Origin of the sequence: Streptomyces sp. NPDC056486 (assembly GCF_042795295.1) — a bacterium.
Lineage (GTDB): Bacteria > Actinomycetota > Actinomycetes > Streptomycetales > Streptomycetaceae > Streptomyces.
Genome location: NZ_JBHTSF010000047.1, coordinates 25,868 through 51,276, shown reverse-complemented (window position 1 = coordinate 51,276; position 25,409 = coordinate 25,868). Strand labels below are relative to the sequence as shown.

Below are 25,409 nucleotides of genomic sequence, written 5' to 3'. Positions count from 1 at the left end.
ACACCGCGTACGAGTACGAGAAGGAGCCACGGACCCGCAATGGGTGAGCCTCCCAGTACGAACCGTGCCATTTCCCGCCCGCTGTCCGAGCGTGAGGGAACGGGGGTGGCACGGTGACCGAGATCCTGCTTCTGCTGCTCGCCCTGCTCCTCACACTCGCCTGCGCGCTGTTCGTCGCGGCCGAGTTCTCCCTGACCACCGTCGAGCGCAGCGACCTGGAGCGCGCCGCCGAGGCGGGGGAGAGGGGTGCCGATGGGGCCCTGAAGGCGGTCCGGCGCCTCACTTTCCAGCTGTCCGGCGCCCAGCTCGGCATCACTGTCACGTCCCTGGTGATCGGCATGCTCGCCGAGCCTTCGCTCGCTGCTCTGCTGCGCGGGCCGCTCGAAGCGGCCGGGCTCGGCGGAGCCGCGTCCCCGGTGGCGAGCGTTCTCGGCGTGATCGTCTCCACCGTGGTCCTGATGGTCGTCGGCGAGCTGGTGCCCAAGAACTGGGCGATCTCCCGTCCCCTTGCCGTCGCCAAGGTGGTGGCGGCGCCGCAGCGCGGCTTCACCGCCGCCTTCGGCCCTTTCATCCGGCATCTGAACAACACCGCGAACCACGTCGTACGCCGCTTCGGCCTTGAGCCCGCCGAGGAGCTGGCCTCCGCGCGCACCCCCGAGGAACTGGTCGCCCTCGCCAGGCGCTCGGCCGCCGAAGGCGCCCTGGAGGCGGACTCCGCCGAACTGTTCGTCCGCACGCTGCACTTGAGCGAACTGACTGCGGAGAACGTGATGACCCCGCGCGTGGACGTACGCGCTCTTGAAGCGCACGCCACGGCCGCCGACGCCGCGAACCTGACGCACGCCACGGGCCTGTCCCGTTTCCCCGTCTTCCGCGACAGCCTGGACGAGGTCATCGGCACCGTGCACATCCGCGACGTGCTCGCCCTCGCCCCCGAGAAGCGGCAGCTCACCCCGGTCACCGAGCTGGCCACCGAGCCCCTCCTCGTGCCCGACAGCCTGCCCGCCGACCGGCTTCTCGAGCGGCTGCGGGAGACCCGCACGATGGCCGTCGTGATCGACGAGTACGGCGGCACGGCCGGTGTGGCGACGGTGGAGGACATCGTCGAGGAGGTCGTCGGCGAGGTCCGCGACGAGCACGACCCCGTCGAGGTCCCCGACCTGCTGCCCGCACAGGCCGCCCCGGACGGCCGCACGGTGTGGGAGGCCGACGGCGGCGTCCGCATCGACCAGCTCGCCGCGATAGGACTCACCGCCCCCGAAGGACCGTACGAGACCGTGGCAGGCCTGATCGCCACCCGCCTGACCCGCATCCCGGCCAAGGGCGACGCCCTCGACCTCGACGGCTGGCAACTGTCCGTTCTGACGGTCGAGCACCACCGCGCCGACCGGATCAGCATCACCGAACCGGCACTCCAGGTGCCCCGCCAGGCCGTGGAGGAGGCACGATGACCACGATCCAGCTCACCATCGGCGCCCTGACGCTGCTCACCAACGCGTTCTTCGTCGGCGCCGAGTTCGCCCTGATCTCCGTACGCCGCAGTCAGATCGAACCCCGCGCCCAGGAAGGCGACAAGCGCGCCCGCATCACCCTGTGGGGCCTGCAGCACATCTCCGCGATGATGGCCACCGCCCAACTCGGCATCACCGTCTCGTCGTTGGTGCTCGGCGCGGTCGCGGAACCCGCCATCGCGCACCTCCTCGAACCCGGCTTCGAGGCGATCCACATCCCGCACGCGCTCGTGCACCCGATCGCCTTCGTCATCGCCCTGACCGTGGCGACGTATCTGCACATGCTGATCGGCGAGATGGTCCCCAAGAACATCGCGCTCGCCGCGCCCGCCCGTACCGCCCTGCTGCTCGGGCCGCCGCTCGTGGCCCTCACCCGCGCCCTCAAGCCGGTCATCTTCGGCATCAACGCCTTCGCCAACACCCTGCTGAGGCTGCTGCGGGTCGAACCGAAGGACGAAGTCGAATCCGTCTACACGGACGACCAGCTCGCCCGCATGGTCATCGACTCCAGCGCGGCCGGGCTCCTGTCGGCGGCCGACGGCGAGCGGCTGCGCGACGCCCTGGAGCTGGGTACCCGGCCGGTGGGCGAGATCCTCGTGCCGATGGCCAGGATGCGTACCGTCGAACACTCCGTCACCCCGGCGCGCCTGGAGCGGGTGGCCGCGGACGCGGGCTTCTCCCGCTTCCCGGTGACAGGGCCGGAGGGCACCCTGCTCGGCTACCTCCACATCAAGGACACCCTGGGCATCGCCGAGCGGGACCGGCCCTTCCCGCGCGGCGCCCTGCACGCGGTCACGCGGGTGCACATCGACACCCCGCTCGACGACACCCTCACCGCGCTGCGGGCGGCGGGCAGCCATCTGGCCGCGGTCACCGGCGAGAGCGGCACGGTGCTCGGGTTCGTCACCATGGAGGACGTCCTGACAGAGCTGGTCGGTCCCTCTCCGGCGGCGTTCGGCTGATTCACAGGTGGCGTGACTGTACGTGCGGGGGCTTCGGTGGCTAGGGTGCCGGTGATGTTCTACACAGGTGTAGCACCCGCAACCGACGTAAGACGCGAGACCGCGGGCCCGGGTTCCCCCGGGAGGTCCCGTGAGTGAGCCTGTCCGGTCGATGGACCAAGCCGGGGCGCTGCGGACGCCGTTGCCCGCCGCGCGCAGTGCCCCGCCGGCGGCGCCACAGGCCCCCACCGTGGCGCCGAAACCGCCGGTCAAGCGGCGGGACGCGTTCTTCGACAACGCGAAGTACCTGGCGATCGTGCTGGTCGCGATGGGCCACGCGTGGGAGCCGCTGCGCGGTGACAGCCGGGCGGCGGCCGCGCTCTACATCACCGTCTACACCTTCCACATGCCGGCGTTCATCGTCATCTCCGGCTACTTCTCGCGGAGCTTCGACGCGAGCCCCGGCCGCCTCAAGCGCCTGGTGACCGGCATCGCCGTGCCCTACGTCATCTTCGAAGTCGCGTACACCTTCTTCAAGCGCTACGCGGACGACGACCCCACGTACCCGATCAGCCTGCTCGACCCCTGGTACCTCACCTGGTTCCTGATCGCGCTCTTCATCTGGCGGCTCACCACCCCGCTGTGGAAGCTGGTCCGCTGGCCCCTGCCGCTCTCGCTCGCCATCGCCGTGCTCGCCTCGGTCTCGCCGGACATCGGCGACGACCTGGACCTCCAACGGGTGCTGCAGTTCCTGCCGTTCTTCGTCCTCGGCCTGTGCCTGAAGCCCGAGCACTTCCAGATCGTGCGCCGTCGCGAAGCCCGGCTGATCGCGTTGCCCGTCTTCGCGACGGTCCTGCTGTTCGCGTACTGGGCGGCGCCGCGCATGAACGCCGCCTGGTTCTACCGCAGGGACAGCGCACAGGAGTTGGCCGCGCCCGGCTGGACCGGGGGCGTGATGACGCTCGCGATGTTCGGCTGCTCGGTGGTCCTCGTCGCGTGCTTCTTCGCCTGGGTCCCCGGGCGCAAGCTCTGGTTCACCGCCCTCGGCGCGGGCACGCTCTACGGCTATCTGCTGCACGGCTTCCTCGCCAAGGGCTCCCGCTTCTGGGACTGGTACGACATCGACTGGCTGCACACGCCGCTCGGCGAGATCACGGTCACGCTCGCCGCGGCGACCGTTATCACGGCGCTGTGCACACCGCCGGTCCAGCGTCTCTTCCGGTTCGCGATGGAACCCGACATGGAGTGGGCGTTCAAGAAGGACGCGAAGGCCCTGGCCCGCGGCCGGGGCACGCACCGGCGGTGAGAGGCAGGTAGCCGGGCCCTGCATCTACCTCCTCGGCACGCTCAGCCGTGCGCAGGCAGTTGCAGGGCGAAGCGGCGGACGGCATCGGTGAAGGCGGCCGGGTCGTCGAAGTTCGCGAGGTGTCCCGCCCGCGGGATCAACTCGACGCGGGCGTGCGGATGCGCGCGGACGAAGTCCCTCTCGCCGGTCCGGAAGACGGTGTCCTTCTCGCCGTTCAGGATGAGCACGGGAGCCGCCACATGACGCATCGCGTCCGCGTCGAAGCGGCCAAGTACCTCGCCCCAGGCGTGCGGCAGCGTGTGGAAGGCGTAGCCGGAGCGGATGGTGGCGTCCACCACCTCGGGAGGATAGAGCCGACGCAGCAGCCTGTCGTTCCAGCGGGTCAGCCGGTCCTCCGGTATGCGGGGGACAAGCCCGGCGGCCCACCGGTACGGCGTCGCCCACGGACCACGAGTCGAGGAGCTGGCCCCCGCGAGCACCAGCCCCCGCAGCCGCTCCGAGCATCGCCGCGCGAACTCCAGCGAGGCGTACCCGCCGAGCGAGTGCCCGACGACCAGGGCAGGCCCATGGCCGAGGGAGTCCACCGCGGAGGCGATGATTTCCGTCGCCGCGTTCAGACTCCAGGGCTGGGCAGAGCGGGCACCGTGGCCCGGTAGGTCGACGGCGGCTACGCGGAAGTCCTTCTGGAGCGCGGCGAGCTGTGGGCTCCACTGTCCCGCGCTGAACCGCGTCCCGTGCACGAAGACGATGGGCGGTTGTACGAAGACAATGGGCGGTGCGTCCGCAGCCGTCATAGTTCCCCCGGATCAGAGTGATGTCAGCCCGCGTCAGTCCGGCGCGGGCCCGAATCGGCGTCGGTACGCCGAAGGCGTCAGTCCCGTCCCGCGACGCATCAGGGCGCGCAGATTGGCGGTGGTGCCGAGCCCGCTGCGCCGGGCGACCGTCTCGAAGGGGGCCACACCCCGCTCGATCAACCGGCAGGCCAGCGTAAGGCGTTCGCCGGTGAGCCAGGCAAGCGGTGTGGTGCCCAGTTGGGCCTGGAAGCGGCGGTGCAGGGTCGCGGGGCTGAGTGCGGCACGTGCGGCGAGACCCGGCACGGAGAGGGCCGAGTCGAGCCGTTCCTGGGCCCAGGCGAGGACCGGGGCCAGGGACTCGTCCGGCACTTCGGGCACAGGGCGTTCCACGAACTGCCGCTGTCCGCCGTCCCGGTGGGCGGCGAAGACGAGGCGGCGGCTCACCGCGTTGGCGACCTCGGCGCCGTGATCGCGGCGGACCAGGTGCAGTCCGAGGTCGAGCGCGGCGGCGCTGCCCGCTGCGGTGAGGATGTCGCCGTCGTCGACGAAGAGCACGTCAGGTTCGAGACGTACGCCGGGGAAGCGGGCCCGGAAGTCGTCCGCCCACTGCCAGTGCGCGGTGGCGCGGCGCCCGTCGAGCACTCCGGCCTCCGCGAGCGTGAAGGCACCGCTGCAGAAGCCGACGAGCCGGGCTCCCCGGGTGTGCGCCCGGCGAACGGCATCCAGGACGGCCGGGCGGCGGGGGACCTCGACGTCGGGACGGTTGGGCACGATCAGGGTGTCCGCCGAGTCGGCCGCGTCCAGTGCGGCGACGCCCGTGAGCGTGAAGAAGCCGTCCCGCATCAGGGTGCGCGGCTCGGGCGCACAGAGGCTGAACTCATAGAGGTCGCGCCCGAGTTCGGGCCTGCGAAGGCCGAACACCTCGGTGGCGCAGCCGAGCTCGAAGGGGTTGGAGTTCGCGTCGACGATGACGACGACGCGGTGCAGGGGCCCTTCTGCTGCAACCTGAGAGGATCCTTGCGGCATAAGCTATTTCTACCACTCACGGGGTGGGCGGCGACCACCGGATGCTGGACCCATGAGCAACGAACCCATCGCCCTCAGCAAGGCCCTCGCCTCCTTCGACGCCCTGTGGAGCCCCCGCATCGTCACCCGCGTCAACGACTACGACGTACGTGTGGCAAAGGTGGAAGGCGACCATTTGTGGCACGTACATGACGACACCGACGAGTTCTTCCTCGTCCTTGAGGGCGAACTGCTCATCTCCCTGCGCGAGCCGTCCGGCGAACGCACGGTCACCCTCCCCAAGGACGCCGTCTTCACGGTCCCGCGCGGCACGGAACACAAGCCGTCGGCCCCGTCCGGCGCAAAGATCCTCGTCTTCGAACCCACGGGCACCCCGACGGTCGGCGACCGCCACGAGGAGGTCCCGGACCACGTCGACGCGACGACGGGTCACAGCCTCGATCTCTGAGAGCGGCCCGGTGACCCCCTGGGCACCGGTACCTGACAGCGGTATGCCAGGTGTTGACCCGTCAATCACGAGAGGGTGGGCCAGACATGTGGACCGCTGGATTCTGGAAGGCCACCGCGGAGCGAGCGCTCCGTACCTTCGCGCAGTCGCTCGCCGCCGTCCTGGTCGCCGGGGCGACCACGCTCCTGGACGTCGACTGGAAGGCGGCGCTCGCCACCGCGGGGATGGCGACGCTGCTCGCCGTCCTCACGGCGGTCGGAGCCGCGAACTTCGGGTCGCACGGGCCCGGCCTCACGGAGACGCCGACCGCCCGCGCGAGCAAGACCGCACCCTGAGAGACCTCAGGCCTCAGGCCTCACGACCGGACCAGTCGGCCTGACTCCACCGAGATCCGCTCGCCCCGGAACCGCTCCCGCAGCCTCCGGTCGTGCGACACCACGACCAGCGTGCCCCGGTACTCCGCCAGAGCCTCGTCGAGTTCCTCGACCAACGCGGGGGAGAGGTGGTTCGTCGGCTCGTCGAGCAGGAGGAGGTCGGCCGGGCGCGTCACCAGGCGTGCGAGCGCCAAGCGGCGGCGCTGGCCCACCGAGAGCCCCTTCACCGGCACGACCAGGTCCTCCTCGCGGAAGAGGCCGAGGGAGAGCAGCGCCTGCGCGTGGTCCTCCGGCAGTCCCGCGAGGCCCGCCGCGAAGGCGTCGAGCAGCGGCCTCGCCGTGTCCTCGTAGGACCCGGTGATGTACTCGATCTCCTGCGGCAAGTAGCCGACGCGGGAGGGGATGTGGGCCTCCCCGCGATCCGGGGAGAGCACCCCGGCCAGGACACCGAGCAGCGTCGACTTGCCCGCGCCGTTCACCCCGGTCACCAGCGTGCGCGACCCCGGTTCGAGGTGCAGGCGGTCGACGGCGAGGCGCTCGCCCACTACGACATCCGTCAGCACTGCCGGGCGTACGAAGGGGTGGTCGCCGCCCTCGATGCCCTCACCCGGCGTGAAGTGCAGCGGGTCGGGCGGGCGCGGCACCGGCTCCGCGTACAGCCTGCGAAGCCGCTCGCGCGCGTTGCGCACGATGCCGGAGAGCTGGCCCTCCACGGACCGCTGATGGCCCGCGAAACGAGGGCTCTCACTCATCCGCCAGCCCACAGAGAGCCGGTCGGAACCGCCCTCCGCGAGCCGCTCCTGGCGCGCGACCTCCTCGCTCCACTCGCGGTAACGCTCTTCCCAGCGCCGCCGGGCCGTGGCGCGCTGCTCCAGATAGCCGTGCCAGCCGCCGCCGAAGCGGGCCACGGTCCTGCGGTCGCCGTCGACCTCGACGATCACCTCGGCGACCCGGTCGAGGAAGACACGGTCGTGGGTGACGGCGACGACCGTGCCCCGGTGGGCGCGCAGCCGCTCCTCCAGCCAGCCGAGCGCCTGGTCGTCCAGGTGGTTCGTCGGCTCGTCGAGGAGGAGCAGCTCGGGCTGCGGGGCCAGGACGCAGGCGAGCGCGAGGCGCGCGGCCTCGCCGCCGGACAGCGATCCCAGGGTCCGGGAACGCTCAAGGTGCGGTACGCCGAGACCGTGCAGGGCCGCGTCGAGGCGCGCGTCGGCGCGGTAGCCGTCACGCGCCTCGAACGCGGCGATGAGGTCCCCGTACGCGGCGAGTTCGGTCTCACCCGCCGAGCCGAGCGACTCCTCCGCCTGCCGGATCCGCCGCTCCAGATTCCGCAGTTCGGCGAGCGCGTCGTCCACCGCGTCCTGCACGGTGGCATGCGGCGGTAGGCGCAGGGTCTGTGCGAGATAGCCGGTGCCGCCGTCCGAGACGACGGCCACCTCGCCGTCGGCGGGCACGAACTCGCCCGCCATCAGGCGCAGGAGCGTCGACTTCCCCGAGCCGTTCTCGCCGATGACACACGCCTTCTCGCCGGGCCGCACCGACAGGGAGACCTGTTCGAGCACAGGCCGCTCCGGATAGCCGTACGACACGTCGCGCAGGACGAGTTGACTCACGGTGCGCATCCCCCTCGCTTCAGAGCTTCAGCTTCACACGGGCTGACCGAACAGCTCCCGCAGTACGTCCTCCATCGTGACCATGCCGGCCAGCCTGCCGTCCGAGCCGAGCACCGCCGCCACATGTGTGCGGCTGCGGCGCATCGCGGTCAGCACGTCGTCAAGGGGTGTGGTCTCGCGCACCTGGGCGATCTTCCGCATGTCCGGCACCCGGAACGGCAGATCGCGCGGCATCCGGTCGAGCGCGTCCTTGACGTGCAGATAGCCGACGATACGAAGGCCGTCGTCCACGACGGGGAAGCGCGAGAAACCGGACTCCGCCGAAAGCCGCTCCAGCTCCTCAGGCGTCACACCCACCCGGGCGTAGACCACGCTCTCCAGCGGGAGCACCACATCCCTGACGGGACGGCGGCCCAGCTCGAGGGCGTCGTGCAGCCGCTCCTGGGCACGGTCGTCGATCAGACCCGCCTCACTGGAGTCCTTGACCATACGGGCGAGCTCGTCGTCCGAGAAGGACGCGCTCACCTCGTCCTTCGCCTCGACCCTGAGCAGCTTCAGAAGGCCGTTGGCGAACGCGTTGATCGCGAAGATGACCGGGCGAAGGCCTCGCGCGATCGCGACGAGCGGCGGACCGAGCAGCAGCGCCGTGCGCACCGGCTCGGCCAGCGAGATGTTCTTGGGGATCATCTCGCCGAGCAGCATGTGCAGATAGGTCGCCACGGTCAGGGCGATGATGAACGAGATCGGGTGGACCATGCCGTGTGGCACCCCGACCCCGTCGAACAGCGGCTCCAGGAGATGCGCGATCGCGGGCTCGGCGACGATGCCGAGCACCAGCGTGCACAGGGTGATGCCGAGCTGGGCGGCGGCGAGCAGCGCGGATACGTGCTGAAGACCCCACATCACGCTCTTGGCGCGCCGGTCGCCGTCCTCGGCACGCGGCTCGATCTGGCTCCTCCGTACGGAGATGAGGGCGAACTCGGCGCCCACGAAGAAGCCGTTGACCACGAGGGTGGCAAGGCCGATCAACAACTGGACGGCGATCATCGCTCCTCCTCCTGGTGGTCGTCGTGCAGGGGCGCGTGCAGCAGGACGCGGGCCGCGCGGCGGCCGCGGGCGTCCACGACGTCGAGCCGCCAGCCGTCCACGTCGAGGCTGTCGCCCTCGGCCGGGATACGGCCGAGCTCGGTCGCGACGAGCCCGGCCAGGGTCTCGTAGGGCCCGTCGGGCGCGCGCAGGCCGACGCGGGCCAGCTGGTCGGTGCGGGCCGAGCCGTCGGCGGAGTACTGCGTCCGGCCGTCGTCGTCCGTGCCTGCTGCGGCGATGTCGGACGTCTCGTGCGGGTCGTGCTCGTCCCGCACCTCGCCGACGACCTCCTCGACGATGTCCTCCAGGGTCGCGACACCCGCCGTGCCGCCGTACTCGTCGATGACCACGGCCATCGTGCGCTTGCCGGAGAGCCGGTCGAGCAGCCGGTCGACGGTGAGCGTCTCCGGTACGAGGAGGGGCTCGCGCATCAGCTCGGCCACGGGATAGCGGGCCCTGCGCTCGGCCGGTACCGCGAGGACGTCCTTGATGTGCGCGACGCCGACGACGGAGTCGAGGTTGCCGCGGTAGACGGGGAAGCGTGACAGACCCGTCGCCCTGGTGGCGTTCGCGACGTCCTCACAGGTGGCCATCACGTCGAGGGCCATCACCTGGACGCGCGGCGTCATCACGTTCTCCGCGGTGAGGTCGGCGAGGTTCAGGGTGCGGACGAACAGCTCGGCGGTGTCCGCCTCGAGGGAGCCCTCCTTGGCGGAGTGCCTGGCGAGCGCCACCAGCTCCTTGGGGCTGCGCGCGGAGGCCAGCTCCTCGGTGGGCTGGATGCCGAAGCGGCGTACGGAGCGGTTCGCGGTGTTGTTCAGATGCGCGATGAAGGGGCGGAACAGGGAGCTGAACAGGCGCTGCGGGGTCGCCACCCGTTTGGCGACGGCCAGCGGTGACGAGATCGCCCAGTTCTTGGGGACCAGCTCGCCGACGACCATCAGGAAGACCGTCGACAGGGCCGTGCCGATGACCAGGGCCACCGATGAGGCCGCCGACGAGGGGATGCCCATCGAGCGCAGCGGGCCCGCGATCAGCTTGGCGATGGAGGACTCGGAGAGCATGCCGACGACCAGGTTGGTGACGGTGATGCCCAGCTGGGCCCCGGAGAGCTGGAAAGTGAGGTTCTTGACGGCCTTGAGGGCGCCTGCGGCGCCGCGCTCGCCGCGTTCGGAGGCTCGCTCCAGTTCGCTGCGTTCGACCGTCGTGAGGGAGAACTCGGCCGCGACGAAGACGCCGCAGGCCAGCGAGAGCAGCACCGCCACGAGGAGCAGGAGCACTTCGGTCATCGGGTCACCTCCGTCCCATGATCGGGCAGGGACCGGGGGAATGCGCGATGTCGGGTACTGGGAGGCTCGCCCATGGGCGGACGCTCACACCTTTCGTTGACGTTCGAGTGGTCCGTCCATTTTAAAGGATCAGCAAAGCCCACTCCTGCGGCTTCCCGGGCCGGCCGGGCTGTCTGCGGGTACCCATGGCTCGGCCGCTCAGTCGGCGAGATGCTTCACCCAGCGGCTCCACTGGGGCTGGGGCGCGTAGCCCGCGGCATACCACGTGTGATGGGCCTGCTCATTGCGGTCCAGGACCATGGCGTCGCCGCGCCGCCCGCCGAGCCCCACGAAACGCTCCTCGGCCGCGGCGAGCAGCGCGGAGCCGATGCCCTGGCGGCGGTGGTCGGGGTGCACGGCGAGACGGTAGAGGTGGCAGCGCCAGCCGTCGAAGCCGGCTATCGCGGTTCCGGCGATGAGGCCGTCGCGCTCCGCGATCAGCAGGGCCCCGGGGTCCCGTGCGACGAGGCGGGCCACGCCGTCGTGGTCGTCGCTGATGCTCGTGCCTTCCGCGGATTCACGCCAGAACCGCAGCACGGTGTCGATGTCCGAGGGGGTCGCGTTGCGGATGTGGAGATCGCTCATGGGAGAGATGTAAGCAGTGCGTCCGCCTGCCTGGCGAGCGGTTTCCGCGGGCCGGGCCCGTGTGCTGTCCAGAGCGCCGTCAGGTGCCCGCTCTCACTCGCCGCGCAGCTCCTCGATGACCGGACCGAACGCCTCAAGGTACGGCTCGAGGACGGTGATGTACGAGAAGCCGTACCGCTCCCGCTGGGCGCGCAACTGGTCGGCGATCTGCCGGACGGTGCCGATCAGCAGGAGTGGCAGGGCGAGCGCCGCGTCCTCGGTGAGATGCGGGATGTATTCGAGGACCGGCTGTATCGCTCCCCGGCGGTCGCCGGTCACCTCGACCAGCTGGATCAGCAGGTTCAGCTCCGCCGGTTCTGAGCGGCCCGCGGCGAGACGCCGGTAGGTGGCGATCCGCTCGTCCAGCTCCTCGGGCGTGAGGTGGCTCATCTTCCCGCTGCTGTCACCCGGGGCCACCTTGGCGCCGGTGAACGCCGCGATGTCGGCGTGCTCGGCGGTCAGCTTCAGCATGCGGTCGCCGTTGCCGCCGACAAGGAGCGGTGGCCGGGGCTTCTGCAGGGGCTGCGGTCGGTGCTCGTCGGAGCCGAAGAGTCTGCCCAACTCCTCAATGGTGCGCCGGAGATGGTCCACGCGCTCACCGGGGGTGCCCCAGGGCAGTCCGGCCGCGTCGTGCTCCGGTTTGACGTAGCCCGTGCCGAGCCCCAGCTCGAGGCGGCCGCCCGTGAGCGCGTCCGTGGTAGCCACCTCGCGGGCGAGCAGCATGGGGTTCCAGAACCCGGCGTTCAGTACGAACGTCCCGACGCGGGGCCGCTCGGTGGCCTCGGCGGCGGCGACGACCGAGGGGAACGGGGCGGGCATGCCGAGATGGTCGGCGACCAGGATGACGTCGTAGCCGAGCGCCTCTGCCTTGCGGCACTTCTTGCGCCACTCGTCCCCGGTGGAAGCGGTGACCATGTTGACCCCGAAACGGAACGGGCGGGCCATGAACTCTCCTCATGAGTACGGACAGTTGGGCACAGCCGCCCCAGTTCATCACTCGTGCGCGATGGCCGCCAGCACATTCATGCGCGATGCACGCAGCGCGGGCAGCAGCGCCGCCGCGAGGCCGACGACCACCGATCCGATCAGGACCGCGATCACCGTCGTCCAGGGGATCGCGAACGCCGTCATGCCCTGCAGCGCGAGCACCTGCTGTGCCGCGACGCCCCACACCAGACCGAGCGCAAGGCCGAGCAGCGCGCCGAACACCGCGATCACCACCGACTCCAGGCGGATCATCCGGCGCAGTTGTCGCCTGGCGAGCCCGATGGCGCGCAGCAGACCGATCTCGCGGGTGCGCTCGACGACGGAGAGGGCCAGGGTGTTGACCACGCCGAGCACCGCGATGATGATCGCGAGGCCGAGCAGCGCGTAGACGAGGTAGAGCATCACGGCGATCTGCTCGCGGATCAGATCCTTGTAGTCGGCCTGGTCGCGGACCTGCACCTGCGGGAACGGATCCAGCGTCTTCTCAAGACGGTCGCGCAGCGTGTCGGGCCCCGTGCCCGGGGCCGCGTTCACGTACAGCGCGGAGTCCTGGCCGCCCGGCACGAACTCCTCGACGGTCTCCATGCCGAAGAAGAGCCCGCCCTCGACGCCGAACCCCTCGGCTCCCGGCTGGTCGGTGAGCGCGCCCACCGTCAGCTCCGTCTTGCGCCCGCCGGGGAACTCCACGGGCAGCTTCGAGCCCATCCGGATCTTGTGGTCCCGCGCGAAGTCCCGCTGCATGGCGATGTTTCCGGGCGCGAGCGCCTTGGAGGTGTCGCCTGAGACGTACGTGACGTGGGCGACGTCGTCGAGGCGCGGGTCGTAGCCTGCCGCGGTCGTCTCCACGCTCTTGCCGTCCGGCATGGACACCTTCACCGGCGCGAACCGCTGACGCACGACGAGCCCCGCGCCCTCGGTGTCCCGCACCTTCTCGGTGATCTCCCGCGAGAACGGCACGAAGTTGCTGTTCTGTACGACGAAGTCGGCGCCGAGGGTCTTGTCGATCTGTTCGTCGAACGACTTGGTCATCGACGCGCTCGCCACCGACATGCCGCTCACCAGGGCGAGACCCACCATGAGGGCGGCGGCCGTTGCGCCCGTGCGGCGCGGGTTGCGCAGCGCGTTGCGCTGGCTCATCCGGCCGACCGAGCCGAACAGCGCGGGGAACGCGCCGCCGAGCACCCGGATCACCGGGCGGACGAGGAGCGGTCCCGCGATCACGGTGGCGATCAGGGTGAGGACGAGGCCGAGCCCGAGCAGGGACGCGGCCGTGGACGTCTGCTCCGAGGCGGCGCAGCCCACGAGCGCGGCGGCGCCCGCGGCCCCGACGACCACGCCGATCGCCGCGCGGATCTTCAACGGCCTTCCCACGCCCGCGATCTCCGCGTCGGCGAGCGCCGCCATCGGCGAGACATGGGCCGCACGCCGTGCCGGGAGGTACGCCGCGACGAACGTGACGCCGACCCCGACCACGTACGAGGCGACGGGAGTTCCCCACCCGATGACCATCTCGGTGGACTTCAGGTTCATCCCGAACAGGCCCATCAGCTCGATGAGACCGGCGGCGAGACCGATCCCCGCCGCGAGGCCGACCGTCGAACCGACCACACCGAGCAGGACCGCCTCGGTGAGCACGGAGCGGCGGACCTGCCTGCGGTCGGCTCCGAGCGCGCGCAGCAGGCCCAGTTCGCGGGTGCGCTGCGCGATCAGCATCGAGAAGGTGTTGACGATCAGGAAGATGCCGACCAGGACGGCGATGCCCGCGAAGCCGAGCATCACGTACTTGATCACGTCCAGGAAGCCGCCGAGGTCGGACGCGGCCGAATCGGCCTGTTCGTCGGCGGTCTTCAGGTCGTATCCCGAGCCCAGTTCGGCGGCGATACGCCGCTTGAGTTCGGTGTCGCTCACACCGGGGTCGGCGTCCACCGAGATGCCCGTCGCCGCGTCCTTGTTGCCCAGGAGCTCGCGCTGGGCGGCCGGAGTGTCCAGGAAGACCAGGGCCGCGCCGGGGTTGGTGGTGGTGAAGGTGACGATGCCGACGACCTTGACCTTGAACGAGCCGGGCGCGGCGAGCACCGTGAGGGTGTCGCCGATCTGCACGTCCTTCTTGTCGGCCGTGTCCGCGTCGAGCAGCGCCTGGTGCTTGCCGCGAGGGGCGTGCCCCGAGGTCAGATCGACGGGGCTGCGGTCGGTGACCTGCCAGTTGGTGGCGATGGTGGGGGCGCCGGTGGTGGGGCCCACCGGGTCGTTCTTGCTGTCGACGACCGTGATGTTCTCGACGGCCGCGTCGACACGGGTCCGGGCGACCCCGTCGATCTCGGCGACACGCCCTGCGAGCTTCGCGGGGATCGTCGGCGTCTGGCCCGACGGCACCGCCTCGTCGAGGTTCTCCCTCGGCTCGACGGTCACATCGGCGGACGTCGAGGCGAAGAGCCGGTCGAAGGTGCGGGCCACCGTGTCCGAGAAGATGAGGCTGCCCGCGACGAACGCCACCGAGAGAATCACGGCGAGTGCGGAGAGCAGCAGCCTGCCCTTGTGCGCGAGGAAGCTCCTGAGCGTCGCCTTCAGCATGGCCGCGGACCGCCTCAGTCCCGTTCCGGCTTGCTGTCGACCTTGCTGCCGAGGCCCTGACCGCCGTCGGCGTCGCCGCGGCTCTCCTGCGGCTGCGGCAACGCGTGAGCGGCGTCGAACCGCTTGAGGCGTTCCAGGACCGATTCCGCCGTCGGACGCGGCATCTCGTCGACGATCCTGCCGTCCGCGAGGAAGAGCACCAGGTCGGCGTGGGCGGCCGCGCCCGGGTCGTGGGTGACCATGACGACGGTCTGCTCCAGCTTGTCGACGGCCTCGCGCAGGAAGCCGAGCACTTCGAGGCCCGCGCGGGAGTCGAGGTTGCCGGTCGGCTCGTCCGCGAAGATCAGCTCGGGGCGCGACGCGAGCGCCCGCGCGCAGGCCACGCGCTGCTGCTGGCCGCCGGAAAGCTGGGCGGGCCGGTGCTTCAGGCGATCGCGCAGGCCGAGCGTATCGATGACGTACTCGAGCCACTCGCGGTCGGGGCGCTGGCCCGCGATGTCCATCGGCAGCGTGATGTTCTCGACGGCGTTGAGGGTGGGGATGAGGTTGAAGGACTGGAACATGAAGCCGATGCGGTCCCGCCGCAGCTGTGTCAGCTCCCGGTCCTTGAGCCCCGTGATCTCGGTGTCACCGAGCCACACCTGACCTGCGGAGACCGTGTCGAGCCCGGCGAGCAGGTGCATGAGCGTGGACTTGCCCGAACCGGAGGGGCCCATGACCGCCGTGAAACGGCCGCGTGCGATGTCCACGTCGACCGAGTCGAGGGCGATCACGGCGGTCTCGCCGGAGCCGTACGCCTTGGTCAGTGCGCGTGCGCGTGCGGCGACCCCGGTGGGCTCCGCAAGGCCTGTGGCCGGTGCCGAAGCAGGTGTGGACAAGGCCGCCTCCTGGGTCGTGGCCGTTCCAACTCCCTTAATCCTGCCGAGAGTAGAGGGTCGGCAATGGGGTCGGTATCCCTCCAAGGTCGTGAACCGGATACGTGTGTAAGGGACACTGGCCCGGTGCTCACCCGGCCCTCGTGTGCGCCCCTGCGCTCTCCCGTGCTCTCCCATGCCCTCTTGTCGGTGCTAGCGCTGCGGCGCTAGCTTGAACGTATGGCGAAGACTCAGCTGAACGTGCGGGTGGACGAAGGCACCGCCAGGGCCGCTCGGGAGCGTGCCCTCGCCCGCGGGATGAGCGTGAACCGCTACATCGAGGAACTGGTCAAACAGGACGCCGGCGAAATCGGTCACACCTTCGTCGAGGCCGCCGCCGACTTTATGAAGCAGTACGAATCCGTCTTCGCCGAAGAGTTCGGTCCCGAGCGCGAGGGTCGTCGTTGAGCCCTTGAACCTCAGAATCGATCTTGCCTGGCTGTTGATGATCGCCGAACACAAGACGCCCGGAGACCCGCAGGTCACCGACTGGGGTGCCCTGGTGGCCGCCGTCAGTCGGCACGAGGCGGAGATTTTCGGCGTGCCCGTCTACGAAGGTCCCCACGACCGCGCCGCCGCCCTGCTGCAGGTCCTCCTGCACATCCCCGCCCTGGAACGCTCCAACGCCCTCTTCGCCTCGTCCGCCGCCTACGCCTATCTGGTCGCCAGCGGCATGAAGGTCGTCACCTCGCCCGAGCAGGTGCGCGAACTGGCCCGGCTCGTGAAGGAGGACGGGGCGAGCGTGCACGCCATCGCGGAGGAGCTGCGGAAGTGGAGCTTGTAGCCCCCGCCCGGCGTCGGTCCCCGGGCGGGTGAACTCCGCGCCCCCTGAGGCCAGTTCACACACCGTTGATCATGCGGCGAGGATAGGTTCGGCGAGAGAGAGCCGTACTTCAGGAGGACGTCCATGCCTGCCGCCATCCAGCCGATGATCATCACCCCTGAACTCGACCGCCTGCTGCGGTTCTACCAGGAGTTGTTCGGGGCCGAGGAGGTGTCGAGGAGTCCGGAGGAGGGGCCCGCGTTCTTCGTGGACCTGCGCATCGGCGACTCGCAGCTCGGCGTCGTCTCGGACGCGAGCGTGCCGCTCGGCACGCCGCAGCGCATTCTGCTGAGCGTGGCGGTGGAGGCGGTGGACGACCTCCTCAAGCGGGTGGACGCCCTCGGCGGCGAGGCGCTCGGACCCGCCAACGACATGCCGTGGGGGCAGCGCGTCGCGCACATCAAGGACCCGGACGGCAACGCGGTCAACCTCACGCAGGTGATCTGACGCCCGGCGCCGGGCGCCCGTCGGCGCGGGGCGATTCAGTCGTTCTCCGGCCGCCGGGCCGTACCGAGCACGCAGTACGAAGAGGGCAGCCGCGGACCCTTCGGGGGCACCAGAAGCCTTCGGTACGGGCCGATCTCGAATCCCGCGGAGCGCAGGGCGCCCACCGTGTCCCGGGCGACATGACAGCCGCCGAAGAGCAGGGGCCAGACCGTGCGGTCCAGGGCCCGCTGCGCGGTCGCCATCGCCGCGCCCGGAGCCACGCCGTGCTCGAAGAACCGCAGTTCGCCGCCGGGGCGCAGGACGCGCCGCAGCTCGCCGAGGGCGCGGGGTACATCGCGCACGCTGCACAGCACCAGTGAGGTCACGGCGCCGTCGAAGGCCTCGCTCTTGACGGGCAGCGCCTCGGCGACGCCGGGTACGACGTCGACCGGTACGTCGACCCGTACGGCCGTGGACGCGGCCAGTTGCCGCAGGGTGCGCTCCGGTTCGATGGCCACGACCTCGGACACCGCCGGGGGATAGTGCGCGAAGTTCAGACCGTTCCCCGCGCCGACCTCGATCACACGACCGGAGAGACCGGAGAGCAGCTCCTTGCGGTACGCGGCGATCACACGCTCGGCGGCCACGCTCTGGCGGGCGTAGAAACGGGCGAAGACGGGGTGGTGCACGGCGTCCCGGGACGCGGCCTTGGCGGAGCGAGATGACATGGGACCTCCTCGAAGGGGCGAGCGGATACCGGAATGGTGCCCAGGTCGCGCCGCTTTCCCCCACGCGGATGCTTGCTGGTCGACCGCTCTGGAGCACCTGCGTGCGTGCCGATGGTGCCTGCGTGCGGCGTGTTCGGCGGTGGTGCGACGGTCGAGCACTGAGGTTCACTCGACCGGAATGGCGGGAAGCCTGCCGGGGCCGTGTGAGGGCGGCAGGGGAGCCGCACGGACTCGCGGGGGGAGTCTTATGGGAACCGGGGTGGCGCCCCACGAGTACCTCGGCGAAGTCGTACGAGAACCGCGTAGGCGCCGCCCGGGGTATGCGCATGACAACCGCGGCGCCGCCGCGTGAGGGACCGGCCGCTGGAGGACCGCAGCGGAGGCCCACGAGAACCTCGGCAGAGTCGCACGACAACCGTGAGGGAGCCCCCGTATCCGCACCGAAACCGCAACACAGCCGCGCCGGAGGCCGCAGGAGGACCGCAGCGGAGTCGCACGAGAGCCGCAGCCGCGCCCGCCGGTGTCGCTCCGGCAGGCTCAGTGCCCCGGCGTCCTCAGAGCCCCGGCGCCTACCGCGCCCCCGGCGTCTCCCGTGCCGTGAACGCCGCGCTGTTCCAGGTGCCCCCCAGCTCCGGCCCCAGCCAGCCCCCGGCCCGGGCGCGGAAGTCGTCCGGCGCGAGTGCGCCCGCGCCCTGCGGCACCGCGCCGAGAAGCGGTGCGCCCGCCGCCTGTGGCAGGTCCGCGAGGTTGCAGTGCGAGGCCAGGTCCGGTGCGGCGGGCCAGCTGCCGATCGTCACCCCCAACGGCTCCAGGGCGCGGGCCCGCAGCGCCTCCGCGGTGAGTGCCGTCGTGTTCAGCGTGCCGAGGCCCGCCGGCGCGACCATGAGGACCGGGGCGGTGAGCAGGCGTGCGGCGTCGGCGAGGGTGGCGCCCTCGTCGTCGTAGCGCACGAGCAGGCCGCCCGCGCCCTCGATCAGGACCAGGTCGTGCCCGGCCGCCAACTTCTGCGCCGCCTCGGCCACTTCGTAGGGACGGACCGGCGCCATGCCTGCCCGCCGCGCGGCGGTGTTCGGCGCCAACGGCTCGGGAAAGCGGGCGAGTTCGAGGGTGGTGATCTCGTCGCCCGCGAGACGCGTCACCTCCTGCGCGTCGCCCGGCTCGCCGGGTGCCACCCCCGTCTGCGCGGGCTTGAGCACCGCGACACTGCGCCCCGCGGCGAGCGCCAGGGCGGCCACGGCAGCCGTCGTGACCGTCTTGCCGATCTCGGTGCCGGTACCTGACACCACGATGACCGTCATCTCAGCCCTCCTTCGCGGCCGCGCACACCGCGCGCCCGATCCGTGCCACGTCGTCGTCGCTCGTGACGAACGGCGGCATCGTGTAGATGAGGTCGCGGAACGGCCGCACCCACACCCCCTCGCGCGTCGCGGCGCGCGTGGCCGCCGCCATGTCCACGTCGTGGTCGAGCTGTACGACGCCGATCGCGCCGAGCACCCGTACGTCCCGTACGCCCGGCAGTCCGGCGGCTTCGGCCAGCGCGCCGCGCAGGCCCGCCTCGATGCGCTTGACCTCGGTCCGCCAGTCCTGCCCGAGCAGCAGCTCGATCGAGGCGCAGGCCACCGCGGCGGCGAGCGGATTGCCCATGAACGTCGGGCCGTGGGCCAGGACAGGAACCTCGCCCCGCGAGATGCCGTCCGCGACCCGCGGCGTGCACAGCGTGGCCGCCAGCGTCATATAGCCGCCGGTCAGCGCCTTGCCCAGGCACATCACATCGGGCGTGACACCCGCGTGGTCCGCGGCGAACAGCGCGCCCGTGCGACCGAACCCCGTGGCGATCTCGTCGAACACGAGCAGCACGTCGTGCTCGTCGCAGGCCTCCCGCAACACCCGCAGATAGGCGGGGGAGTGGAACCGCATACCCCCCGCGCCCTGCACCACGGGCTCCACGATCACGGCGGCAAGCTCGTCGGCATGGCCGGCGATCACCTCGCGCAGATGGTCGGCGTACGCGTCGTCGTACGCCTCGTAGCCGGCGGGCGGCATGTCCGCGAACACCTGCTGGGGCAGTGCCCCCTGCCACAGCTCGTGCATGCCGCCCTCGGGGTCGCACACCGACATGGGCTGCCAGGTGTCCCCGTGGTAACCGCCGCGCCAGGTCAGCATCCGCCGCTTGGCCGGGCGGCCGAGGGAACGCCAGTGCTGCAGGCACATCTTGATCGCGACCTCGACCGACACCGAACCGGAGTCCGCGAGGAAGACATGCTCGAGGCCGTCCGGCGACATATCGACAAGGTGCTTCGCGAGGCGGACCGCGGGCTCATGGGTGAGCCCGCCGAACATGACATGGCTCATCCGGTCCAGCTGGCCGCGCACGGCGTCGTTGAGCACCGGGTGGTTGTAGCCGTGGATCGCCGACCACCAGGACGACATGCCGTCGACCAACTCACCCCCGCCGCCCGCGAGCCGCAGCCGTACGCCGCTCGCCGACTCGACGACCAGGGGCTCCTGGCGGCCGGGCATGGGGCCGTACGGATGCCACACATGGCGTCGGTCCAGGTCGAGCAGTTCGGGTACGGAGAGGCCGGAGAGGTCAGGCATTGGGCGCCAGGTCCGTTCCCGCGCCCCTGCGGCGTACCGCCACCAGATCCGTGCGTGCCTCGGACGCTTCGGTCTCCGTGGCCTCGGCCGGTGCCGTTTCGGACGAGGACGAGGAGCCGCACGGTCCGCAGCCGCCCCCGCCGTCCCCGTGCGACCCGCATCCCGCCGCCGCGATCGCGTCGGCGCGGTGTTCCGGCAGCGTCACCGTGCCCGCGCCCTCGACCTCGAAACCGGCGTCCGCGATCATCTCCAGGTCGGTCTTGCCCGCCTGGCCCTCACTGGTCAGGTAGTCGCCCAGGAAGATCGAGTTGGCGAGGTGCAGGGCCAGGGGCTGCATCGTGCGCAGGTGCACCTCGCGGCCACCCGCGATGCGCACCTCCACGTCGGGGCAGACGAAGCGGACCATCGCGAGGATGCGCAGGCAGCGCTGCGGGGTGAGGTTCCACTCCTTGGCCAGCGGGGTTCCCTCGAAGGGGATCAGGAAGTTGACCGGAACCGAGTCGGGGTCGAGGTCGCGCAGCGCGTAGACCACGTCCACCAGGTCCTCATCCGTCTCGCCCATGCCCGCGATCAGACCCGAACAGGCGGAGAGGCCCGCGGCCTGCGCCTGCTGCACGGTGTCTACGCGGTCGGCGTACGTGTGGGTCGTGGTGATCTGGCCGTACGTCCCCTCGGACGTATTGAGATTGTGGTTGTACGCGTCCGCGCCCGCCGTGCGCAGTTTGTCCGCCTGGCCCGCGGAGAGCAGCCCGAGGCACGCGCACACCTCGACGCCCTCGTTCTGCTCCTTGATCGCCTCGATGGTCTGCGAGACGCGGTCGACGTCACGGTCGGTCGGGCCGCGGCCGCTTGCGACCAGGCAGACTCGCTTGGCGCCGCCCGCCACCCCGGCCGCCGCGGACTGCGAGGCCTCGTCGGGCTTCAGCCAGGTGTACTTCAGGATGCCCGCCGTCGAGCCGAGACGCTGCGAACAGTACGAGCAGTCCTCCGGGCAGAGACCCGACTTGAGATTGACCAGATAGTTGAGTTTCACCCGGCGCCCGAACCACTGCCGCCGTACCTTTCCGGCAGCGGCAACCACGTCGAGAAGCTCGTCGTCGGAGGTGGCCAGCACGGCCAGCGCCTCTTCGCGGGTCGGCAGCTCGCGCCGAAGCCCCTTGTCCACCAGCGTGTTCAGCAGATCCATGGCGCTGATCCTTACGTACGAGAGCCTCCCTTTCCAAGGAGAGTTCGCACAACAGAAAGGCTGAGAGGTGTGGGTATTGCCACATCCTGGCCCGGTGGCCGGACGGCTAGGGTCTGTGCACTGTCTACAAACCGGCCAGTGCTCACGACCCGGAGGAACCCCCATGGCGAGCTCGCCGTTCGACTGGATCGACGAGCAGGCGAGCCTGCGCGCCAGGGCCGGACTCGTCCGCACCCTGCGCCCCCGCCCCGCCGACGCCGGCGGCCTCCTCGACCTGGCGAGCAACGACTATCTGGGCCTTGCGAGGCACCCCGAGATCACGGAGGGCGCGGCGGCCGCGGCCCGGCGCTGGGGCGGCGGCGCGACCGGCTCCCGTTTGGTGACGGGCACCACCGAGCTGCACGCGGAACTGGAGCGGGAGCTCGCCGAGTTCTGCGGCTTCGAGGCCGCCCTGGTCCTTTCCTCCGGATATGCCGCGAACCTCGCCGCCGTCACGGCCCTCGCCCCGCACGGGTCGCTCATCGTCTCGGACGCGGGCAACCACGCCTCGCTGATCGACGGCTGCCGCCTCGCGCGCGGTACGACGCAGGTGGTGCCGCACGCCGACCCCGAAGCGGTGCGCAAGACGCTCGACGGCCACGCGGGTCCTGCGGTTGTCGTGTCGGACACGGTCTTCTCGGTCGACGGAGACGCGGCTTCACTGACCGAACTGGATTCCGTTTGTGCGGAGTTCGGTGCCGGACTCATCGTCGACGACGCCCATGGGCTCGGGGTGCTCGGAGACGGCGGACGAGGAGCCCCGCAGGCGGCCGGGCTCGCGGGCGCCGCCCATACGGTGGCCACGGTCACCCTGTCGAAGTCCTTCGGCAGCCAGGGCGGCGCGGTCCTCGGCCCCGCCAAGGTCATCGACCACCTGGTCAACGCCGCCCGTACCTTCATCTTCGACACGGGGCTCGCCCCGGCCGCCGCGGGAGCGGCACTCGCGGCTCTGCGCCTGCTGCGCAGGGAGCCCGAGCGCGCCGCACGGGCCCGCGCGGTCGCGGCCGAGCTGCATGAACGCCTTACGGCGGAAGGTCTCTCGGCGGTAAGTCCGGACGCCGCCGTCGTCTCCGTGCGTGCGCCGTCACCGGAAACGGCCGTGCGATGGGCCGCCGACTGCAGGAACGCGGGCCTCGCCGTCGGCTGCTTCCGTCCGCCGTCGGTACCCGACGGTATCTCGCGGCTGCGGCTGACCGCCCGTGCGGATCTCACCGACACAGAGATCGCCGATGCCGTACGAGTGATCAGCCGCAGCGCACCCCGGTAGTCACCGGAGGCCGTGGACGAAGGCCTCCCATGTGGCGGGTGAGAAGAGCAGGGCGGGCCCTGCCGTGTTCTTCGAATCGCGCACGGCGAACAGCCCCTGCTTCGGCCCTGAAGCGAGCGGGGCTGTCTCCACGCAGTTGTTCATGCCGTTGCTGTGGCTGCTGCGGTGCCACCGTGCGTCGTGCAGAGACGTGCTTGAAGGTACGTGCCGAGGCAGTGCAGTCATGGTGCCCCCTTACGCGCCGTCACGTATCCCGGCGATGTGATCCGTTGATTCCTCGGGTGAAAGTGCCTTTCGTTGAAGGGAGTTGAAGGCATCCGTGTACGCCTGGAGGTCCTCTCTCCGTTCGAGGTAGAGGCTACTCGTCAAGTGGTCGAGAACAACCACATCCAGATCAGCAATGTTCGGAAATGAGAAAATAACGAAAGAGCCGATGAGACCCACATGCTCCCCGGCGGCGAACGGCAGCACCTGAATCCGCACGTGAGGGAGGCGCGAGGCTTCCAGTAACCGTTTCAACTGGCCCGCGAGCACCTGGCTGCCGCCCACCGGCCGGTGCAGCACGGCCTCGTCCAGGACCACGCTCAGGCGCAGCGGCGGAGCCGTGCGCAGCACGTCCTGGCGGGCCAGCCGTACCTCGACCAGCGCGTCCACCTGCTCGTCCGGCCTTCCGTCGAGCGCTGCCCGCGTCACCGCACGCGCGTAGTCCGGAGTCTGCAGCAGGCCCGGCACGACGGTGGTCTCCAGGGTGCGGACCCGGCAGGCCTGCGACTCCAGGCTGATGAAGTCGCGGTAGGCGGGCGGCAGCAGCTCGCGGTAGGCATGCCACCAGTGGCGGCGCCCGCCGTCGTCCTCGGAGCCCGCAAGCGCGACCAGCAACTGACGCAGTTGCGGGTCCTTCACCTCGTACGCCTCGAGCAGCAGGCGTACGTCGGCCGCCTTGGCGCCGCTACGCCCCGTCTCGATCCGGCTGACCTTCGACTGATGCCAGCCGACCCGGTCCGCCGCCTGGCCGCTGGTGAGTCCGGCGTGCGAGCGCAGCGCGCGGAGCTCGGCACCGAGTTTCCGGCGGCGCACCGCGGGACCGTACCGCATGTCCGTCTCCTTCCCGACGGAGCCTCTGTCCCGGACTCCTCAGGCCTTTCACCGGCGACAGTAGAGGAAGCGTCGGCCTCGCGCCCAAATACGGTCTTCCGTAGCAGAGTTCACCGCTTCGAGCGACAGATATATGCACATCTTGGTGGATGGCCACCTGTGAGCACCCCAGGAGTGGCAGGCTGGCGCAAAGCACCATTCCGGGACTGTCCTCGTGCCTTCCGCTACGAGTCGGAGCCGAGCCCCGGTGGGAAAGGGACCGCGTCGCCATGGCAGACCTTCAGGAAGCATCCGTCACCCTGCCGAGCGATCCTGCCTCGGTCTCCGCTGCCCGGAAGTACGTCTTGAACGTCCTGTCCGAGTGGGGCCTCCCGGGCGACACGGAAGTGGCTGACACGGTCCGGCTCATCGTCTCCGAACTCGCCACGAACGCCGTCCAGCACACCCGGGGCCAGTCGCCCACCTTCACGGTCGAGATCGAGCTGGACCGGGAGGAGCAACTGCGCATCGGCGTCACCGACAGCCACCCCCGCTACCCGAAGCGGCTGCCCGCCGCGGTCCAGCAGGACAACGGCCGCGGCCTGGTGATCATCCGCTGGCTGACCATGGAGTGCGGGGGCAGGCTCTCGGTCACGCCCACTCCCGAGGGCGGCAAGACGGTCTGGATCGCGCTGCCGTGGACCGCGACGATCAGAGGTGACACCACAGCGGCTCCGTCGGCTTCGCCCTCACCCCGCTGAGCGTCCGAAGGCCCCACGGAGCAGCGCCCGGAAGGTGTCCGCCGCGGGATGCGATCCGTCGGAGCGGTGGACGACCGAGATCGTACGGCGCAGATCCCCCGGCTCAAGCGGCCTGACCCCCACCGGGGTGACCGCCGTCCGCGCCACCATCTCCGGTACGACGGCGACGCCGAGCCCGGCGCTGACCAGCGCGCACACCAGTGCGTACCCCGGAGTCTCGACCAGGACCGCGGGGGTCGCCCCGGCCCGGACTAGCGCGGACTCCACGCCCTGTCGGGGTGGATGCGTCGGCGCCATGCTGATCAGCGGCTGACCGGCGAGCTCGCTCAGGGGCAGTCGTGACGAGGCGCTCGCGAGCGCGTGTCCTGGCGAGGTCACCAGGACCAACTCCTCGACAAGGACCGGCTCCGCTGACACGGACGCGGGCAGAGGCACCGCATCCGCGGGCTCATAGGTGTGCGTGAGGGCCAGGTCGACCTCGCCCGCAGCCACGGCCGCGACGCCGAGCGGCGGTTCATAGTCCCGCACCGTCAGTTCGATGTCCGGATGAGCGCGGCGGAACGCGGTGAGGGCGGGCGGCATCAGATGGATCCCGGCGGTGGTGAAGGTCCCCACGCGCAGGCTGCCGCCGGACAGGCCCGCCAGCTGGGCCAGTTCGTGCCGGGCCTGCTCCATCTCGTCGAGGACCCGGCGTGCCCGCGCCAGAAGCAGCTCACCCGCGCCGGTGAGCCGTGCCCCGCGGTGATGCCGGACCAGGAGCGAGGTGCCCGCCTCCCGTTCGAGCTTGGCCAGCTGCTGGGAGAGGGCGGGCACGGTGTAGCCGAGGCGTTCGGCGGCGCGGGTGATCGACCCGGCCTCGGAGACCGCCACCAGTGCGGCGAGCCGCGTCGGGTCGTACATGGAAGTCTCCCGGTGCCGGGGGGGCTAAACGCCTGCTTAAGGCAGACCCAGGATATTCCACATACCTGCTGAAGGCAGAAGGAAGGC

General features: G+C 70.7%; 26 protein-coding genes. 10 read left to right on the top strand and 16 right to left on the bottom strand.

Annotated features, from left to right (window positions below; translation table 11 throughout):
* Positions 1-113: 113 nt before the first annotated feature.
* The 3 genes from ACFQ7F_RS20415 (at position 114) to ACFQ7F_RS20405 (ending at position 3,758) form a co-directional block, all read left to right on the top strand.
* Positions 114-1,451 (top strand): hemolysin family protein, encoded by a 1,338-nt coding sequence (locus ACFQ7F_RS20415; RefSeq protein ID WP_383272283.1) that lies wholly within the window; start codon positions 114-116, stop codon positions 1,449-1,451.
* Positions 1,448-2,473, top strand: coding sequence for a hemolysin family protein (locus ACFQ7F_RS20410; protein ID WP_383272281.1), 1,026 nt, complete (start codon positions 1,448-1,450; stop codon positions 2,471-2,473). The genes ACFQ7F_RS20415 and ACFQ7F_RS20410 overlap by 4 nt, the downstream gene beginning before the upstream one ends.
* Before the next feature lie 151 nt (positions 2,474-2,624).
* Positions 2,625-3,758 (top strand): acyltransferase family protein, encoded by a 1,134-nt coding sequence (locus ACFQ7F_RS20405; protein ID WP_383272305.1) that lies wholly within the window; start codon positions 2,625-2,627, stop codon positions 3,756-3,758.
* Between the two features lie 41 nt (positions 3,759-3,799).
* On the opposite strand, the gene ACFQ7F_RS20400 is transcribed toward ACFQ7F_RS20405, so the two are convergent.
* Complete coding sequence (locus ACFQ7F_RS20400; RefSeq protein ID WP_383272279.1) at positions 3,800-4,552, bottom strand: alpha/beta fold hydrolase; 753 nt, start codon at positions 4,550-4,552, stop codon at positions 3,800-3,802.
* A 33-nt stretch (positions 4,553-4,585) separates the two neighbouring features.
* Entirely contained in the window at positions 4,586-5,578 is a 993-nt protein-coding gene (locus tag ACFQ7F_RS20395) for a GlxA family transcriptional regulator (protein ID WP_383272277.1), read from the bottom strand.
* A gap of 52 nt (positions 5,579-5,630) precedes the next feature.
* On the opposite strand from ACFQ7F_RS20395, the gene ACFQ7F_RS20390 reads away from it, so the two are divergent.
* On the top strand, positions 5,631-6,026 hold the full coding sequence (locus ACFQ7F_RS20390) for a cupin domain-containing protein (RefSeq protein WP_383272275.1): 396 nt from the start codon (positions 5,631-5,633) through the stop codon (positions 6,024-6,026).
* 86 nt (positions 6,027-6,112) lie between these two features.
* Positions 6,113-6,361 (top strand): holin, encoded by a 249-nt coding sequence (locus ACFQ7F_RS20385; RefSeq protein WP_383272273.1) that lies wholly within the window; start codon positions 6,113-6,115, stop codon positions 6,359-6,361.
* A 20-nt stretch (positions 6,362-6,381) separates the two neighbouring features.
* Here the strand turns inward: ACFQ7F_RS20385 and ACFQ7F_RS20380 are convergent, their stop codons facing one another.
* The 7 genes from ACFQ7F_RS20380 to ACFQ7F_RS20350 form a co-directional block, all read right to left on the bottom strand.
* Positions 6,382-8,019, bottom strand: coding sequence for an ABC-F family ATP-binding cassette domain-containing protein (locus ACFQ7F_RS20380; RefSeq protein ID WP_383272271.1), 1,638 nt, complete (start codon positions 8,017-8,019; stop codon positions 6,382-6,384).
* A gap of 24 nt (positions 8,020-8,043) precedes the next feature.
* On the bottom strand, positions 8,044-9,057 hold the full coding sequence (locus ACFQ7F_RS20375) for a hemolysin family protein (RefSeq protein WP_383272269.1): 1,014 nt from the start codon (positions 9,055-9,057) through the stop codon (positions 8,044-8,046).
* Entirely contained in the window at positions 9,054-10,385 is a 1,332-nt protein-coding gene (locus ACFQ7F_RS20370; protein WP_383272267.1) for a hemolysin family protein, read from the bottom strand. Before ACFQ7F_RS20370 ends, ACFQ7F_RS20375 begins: the two co-directional genes overlap by 4 nt.
* A 198-nt stretch (positions 10,386-10,583) precedes the next feature.
* Positions 10,584-11,009 (bottom strand): GNAT family N-acetyltransferase, encoded by a 426-nt coding sequence (locus tag ACFQ7F_RS20365; protein ID WP_383272265.1) that lies wholly within the window; start codon positions 11,007-11,009, stop codon positions 10,584-10,586.
* 93 nt (positions 11,010-11,102) lie between these two features.
* Positions 11,103-11,993: an LLM class F420-dependent oxidoreductase gene (locus ACFQ7F_RS20360; RefSeq protein ID WP_383272262.1), complete on the bottom strand. Its 891-nt coding sequence runs from the start codon at positions 11,991-11,993 to the stop codon at positions 11,103-11,105.
* Between the two features lie 48 nt (positions 11,994-12,041).
* The gene (locus ACFQ7F_RS20355; RefSeq protein ID WP_383272260.1) at positions 12,042-14,606 is read right to left on the bottom strand and encodes an ABC transporter permease; all 2,565 of its coding nucleotides are present in this window, start codon (positions 14,604-14,606) and stop codon (positions 12,042-12,044) included.
* A 14-nt stretch (positions 14,607-14,620) separates the two neighbouring features.
* A complete protein-coding gene (locus ACFQ7F_RS20350; RefSeq protein WP_383272258.1) occupies positions 14,621-15,484 on the bottom strand; it encodes an ABC transporter ATP-binding protein in 864 nt (287 codons plus the stop codon).
* Positions 15,485-15,700: 216 nt separating this feature from the next.
* Between ACFQ7F_RS20350 and ACFQ7F_RS20345 the strand changes: the two genes are divergently transcribed.
* The 3 genes from ACFQ7F_RS20345 to ACFQ7F_RS20335 all read left to right on the top strand — a co-directional run bounded on the left by ACFQ7F_RS20345 (position 15,701) and on the right by ACFQ7F_RS20335 (position 16,790).
* Positions 15,701-15,928 carry an antitoxin gene (locus ACFQ7F_RS20345; protein ID WP_383272256.1) on the top strand — a complete coding sequence of 76 codons (228 nt, stop codon included), beginning with the start codon at positions 15,701-15,703 and terminating at the stop codon, positions 15,926-15,928.
* A 4-nt stretch (positions 15,929-15,932) separates the two neighbouring features.
* Complete coding sequence (locus ACFQ7F_RS20340; RefSeq protein WP_383272254.1) at positions 15,933-16,304, top strand: fic family toxin-antitoxin system, toxin component; 372 nt, start codon at positions 15,933-15,935, stop codon at positions 16,302-16,304.
* 123 nt (positions 16,305-16,427) lie between these two features.
* Complete coding sequence (locus ACFQ7F_RS20335; RefSeq protein WP_383272252.1) at positions 16,428-16,790, top strand: VOC family protein; 363 nt, start codon at positions 16,428-16,430, stop codon at positions 16,788-16,790.
* A 35-nt stretch (positions 16,791-16,825) separates the two neighbouring features.
* Here the strand turns inward: ACFQ7F_RS20335 and ACFQ7F_RS20330 are convergent, their stop codons facing one another.
* The 4 genes from ACFQ7F_RS20330 to bioB all read right to left on the bottom strand — a co-directional run bounded on the left by ACFQ7F_RS20330 (position 16,826) and on the right by bioB (position 21,281).
* Complete coding sequence (locus ACFQ7F_RS20330) at positions 16,826-17,497, bottom strand: class I SAM-dependent methyltransferase (RefSeq protein WP_383272250.1); 672 nt, start codon at positions 17,495-17,497, stop codon at positions 16,826-16,828.
* Between the two features lie 569 nt (positions 17,498-18,066).
* Positions 18,067-18,795 carry a dethiobiotin synthase gene (gene bioD / locus ACFQ7F_RS20325; RefSeq protein WP_383272248.1) on the bottom strand — a complete coding sequence of 243 codons (729 nt, stop codon included), beginning with the start codon at positions 18,793-18,795 and terminating at the stop codon, positions 18,067-18,069.
* A 1-nt stretch (position 18,796) separates the two neighbouring features.
* Positions 18,797-20,095 (bottom strand): adenosylmethionine--8-amino-7-oxononanoate transaminase, encoded by a 1,299-nt coding sequence (locus ACFQ7F_RS20320; protein ID WP_383272246.1) that lies wholly within the window; start codon positions 20,093-20,095, stop codon positions 18,797-18,799.
* A complete protein-coding gene (gene bioB, locus ACFQ7F_RS20315) occupies positions 20,088-21,281 on the bottom strand; it encodes a biotin synthase BioB (RefSeq protein ID WP_383272244.1) in 1,194 nt (397 codons plus the stop codon). Before bioB ends, ACFQ7F_RS20320 begins: the two co-directional genes overlap by 8 nt.
* Positions 21,282-21,444: 163 nt before the next feature.
* Between bioB and ACFQ7F_RS20310 the strand changes: the two genes are divergently transcribed.
* Positions 21,445-22,587, top strand: a complete 1,143-nt coding sequence (locus tag ACFQ7F_RS20310) for an 8-amino-7-oxononanoate synthase (RefSeq protein WP_383272242.1) — start codon at positions 21,445-21,447, stop codon at positions 22,585-22,587.
* On the opposite strand, the gene ACFQ7F_RS20305 is transcribed toward ACFQ7F_RS20310, so the two are convergent.
* Both ACFQ7F_RS20305 and ACFQ7F_RS20300 read right to left on the bottom strand, forming a co-directional pair.
* Positions 22,588-22,812: a DUF397 domain-containing protein gene (locus ACFQ7F_RS20305; protein ID WP_383272240.1), complete on the bottom strand. Its 225-nt coding sequence runs from the start codon at positions 22,810-22,812 to the stop codon at positions 22,588-22,590.
* Positions 22,813-22,821: 9 nt separating this feature from the next.
* Positions 22,822-23,682, bottom strand: a complete 861-nt coding sequence (locus ACFQ7F_RS20300; RefSeq protein ID WP_383272238.1) for a helix-turn-helix domain-containing protein — start codon at positions 23,680-23,682, stop codon at positions 22,822-22,824.
* Positions 23,683-23,951: 269 nt separating this feature from the next.
* On the opposite strand from ACFQ7F_RS20300, the gene ACFQ7F_RS20295 reads away from it, so the two are divergent.
* Complete coding sequence (locus ACFQ7F_RS20295; RefSeq protein ID WP_383272236.1) at positions 23,952-24,422, top strand: ATP-binding protein; 471 nt, start codon at positions 23,952-23,954, stop codon at positions 24,420-24,422.
* Here the strand turns inward: ACFQ7F_RS20295 and ACFQ7F_RS20290 are convergent.
* A complete protein-coding gene (locus ACFQ7F_RS20290; RefSeq protein WP_383272234.1) occupies positions 24,411-25,322 on the bottom strand; it encodes a LysR family transcriptional regulator in 912 nt (303 codons plus the stop codon). The genes ACFQ7F_RS20295 and ACFQ7F_RS20290 overlap by 12 nt on opposite strands.
* Positions 25,323-25,409 lie beyond the last annotated feature (87 nt).

What these genes read in the sequence shown, in the direction of transcription:
- ACFQ7F_RS20335 (WP_383272252.1), top strand. Translation starts at nt 16,428, where the DNA reads ATGCCTGCCGCCATCCAGCCGATGATCATCACCCCTGAACTCGACCGC.
- ACFQ7F_RS20290 (WP_383272234.1), bottom strand. Translation starts at nt 25,322, where the DNA reads ATGTACGACCCGACGCGGCTCGCCGCACTGGTGGCGGTCTCCGAGGCC.
- bioB (WP_383272244.1), bottom strand. Translation starts at nt 21,281, where the DNA reads ATGGATCTGCTGAACACGCTGGTGGACAAGGGGCTTCGGCGCGAGCTG.
- ACFQ7F_RS20405 (WP_383272305.1), top strand. Translation starts at nt 2,625, where the DNA reads ATGGACCAAGCCGGGGCGCTGCGGACGCCGTTGCCCGCCGCGCGCAGT.
- ACFQ7F_RS20330 (WP_383272250.1), bottom strand. Translation starts at nt 17,497, where the DNA reads ATGTCATCTCGCTCCGCCAAGGCCGCGTCCCGGGACGCCGTGCACCAC.
- ACFQ7F_RS20370 (WP_383272267.1), bottom strand. Translation starts at nt 10,385, where the DNA reads ATGACCGAAGTGCTCCTGCTCCTCGTGGCGGTGCTGCTCTCGCTGGCC.
- ACFQ7F_RS20320 (WP_383272246.1), bottom strand. Translation starts at nt 20,095, where the DNA reads ATGCCTGACCTCTCCGGCCTCTCCGTACCCGAACTGCTCGACCTGGAC.
- ACFQ7F_RS20395 (WP_383272277.1), bottom strand. Translation starts at nt 5,578, where the DNA reads ATGCCGCAAGGATCCTCTCAGGTTGCAGCAGAAGGGCCCCTGCACCGC.
- ACFQ7F_RS20295 (WP_383272236.1), top strand. Translation starts at nt 23,952, where the DNA reads ATGGCAGACCTTCAGGAAGCATCCGTCACCCTGCCGAGCGATCCTGCC.
- ACFQ7F_RS20300 (WP_383272238.1), bottom strand. Translation starts at nt 23,682, where the DNA reads ATGCGGTACGGTCCCGCGGTGCGCCGCCGGAAACTCGGTGCCGAGCTC.
- ACFQ7F_RS20365 (WP_383272265.1), bottom strand. Translation starts at nt 11,009, where the DNA reads ATGAGCGATCTCCACATCCGCAACGCGACCCCCTCGGACATCGACACC.
- ACFQ7F_RS20380 (WP_383272271.1), bottom strand. Translation starts at nt 8,019, where the DNA reads ATGCGCACCGTGAGTCAACTCGTCCTGCGCGACGTGTCGTACGGCTAT.
- ACFQ7F_RS20375 (WP_383272269.1), bottom strand. Translation starts at nt 9,057, where the DNA reads ATGATCGCCGTCCAGTTGTTGATCGGCCTTGCCACCCTCGTGGTCAAC.
- ACFQ7F_RS20410 (WP_383272281.1), top strand. Translation starts at nt 1,448, where the DNA reads ATGACCACGATCCAGCTCACCATCGGCGCCCTGACGCTGCTCACCAAC.
- ACFQ7F_RS20385 (WP_383272273.1), top strand. Translation starts at nt 6,113, where the DNA reads ATGTGGACCGCTGGATTCTGGAAGGCCACCGCGGAGCGAGCGCTCCGT.
- ACFQ7F_RS20345 (WP_383272256.1), top strand. Translation starts at nt 15,701, where the DNA reads ATGGCGAAGACTCAGCTGAACGTGCGGGTGGACGAAGGCACCGCCAGG.
- ACFQ7F_RS20310 (WP_383272242.1), top strand. Translation starts at nt 21,445, where the DNA reads ATGGCGAGCTCGCCGTTCGACTGGATCGACGAGCAGGCGAGCCTGCGC.
- ACFQ7F_RS20390 (WP_383272275.1), top strand. Translation starts at nt 5,631, where the DNA reads ATGAGCAACGAACCCATCGCCCTCAGCAAGGCCCTCGCCTCCTTCGAC.
- ACFQ7F_RS20400 (WP_383272279.1), bottom strand. Translation starts at nt 4,552, where the DNA reads ATGACGGCTGCGGACGCACCGCCCATTGTCTTCGTACAACCGCCCATC.
- bioD (WP_383272248.1), bottom strand. Translation starts at nt 18,795, where the DNA reads ATGACGGTCATCGTGGTGTCAGGTACCGGCACCGAGATCGGCAAGACG.
- ACFQ7F_RS20360 (WP_383272262.1), bottom strand. Translation starts at nt 11,993, where the DNA reads ATGGCCCGCCCGTTCCGTTTCGGGGTCAACATGGTCACCGCTTCCACC.
- ACFQ7F_RS20305 (WP_383272240.1), bottom strand. Translation starts at nt 22,812, where the DNA reads ATGACTGCACTGCCTCGGCACGTACCTTCAAGCACGTCTCTGCACGAC.
- ACFQ7F_RS20355 (WP_383272260.1), bottom strand. Translation starts at nt 14,606, where the DNA reads ATGCTGAAGGCGACGCTCAGGAGCTTCCTCGCGCACAAGGGCAGGCTG.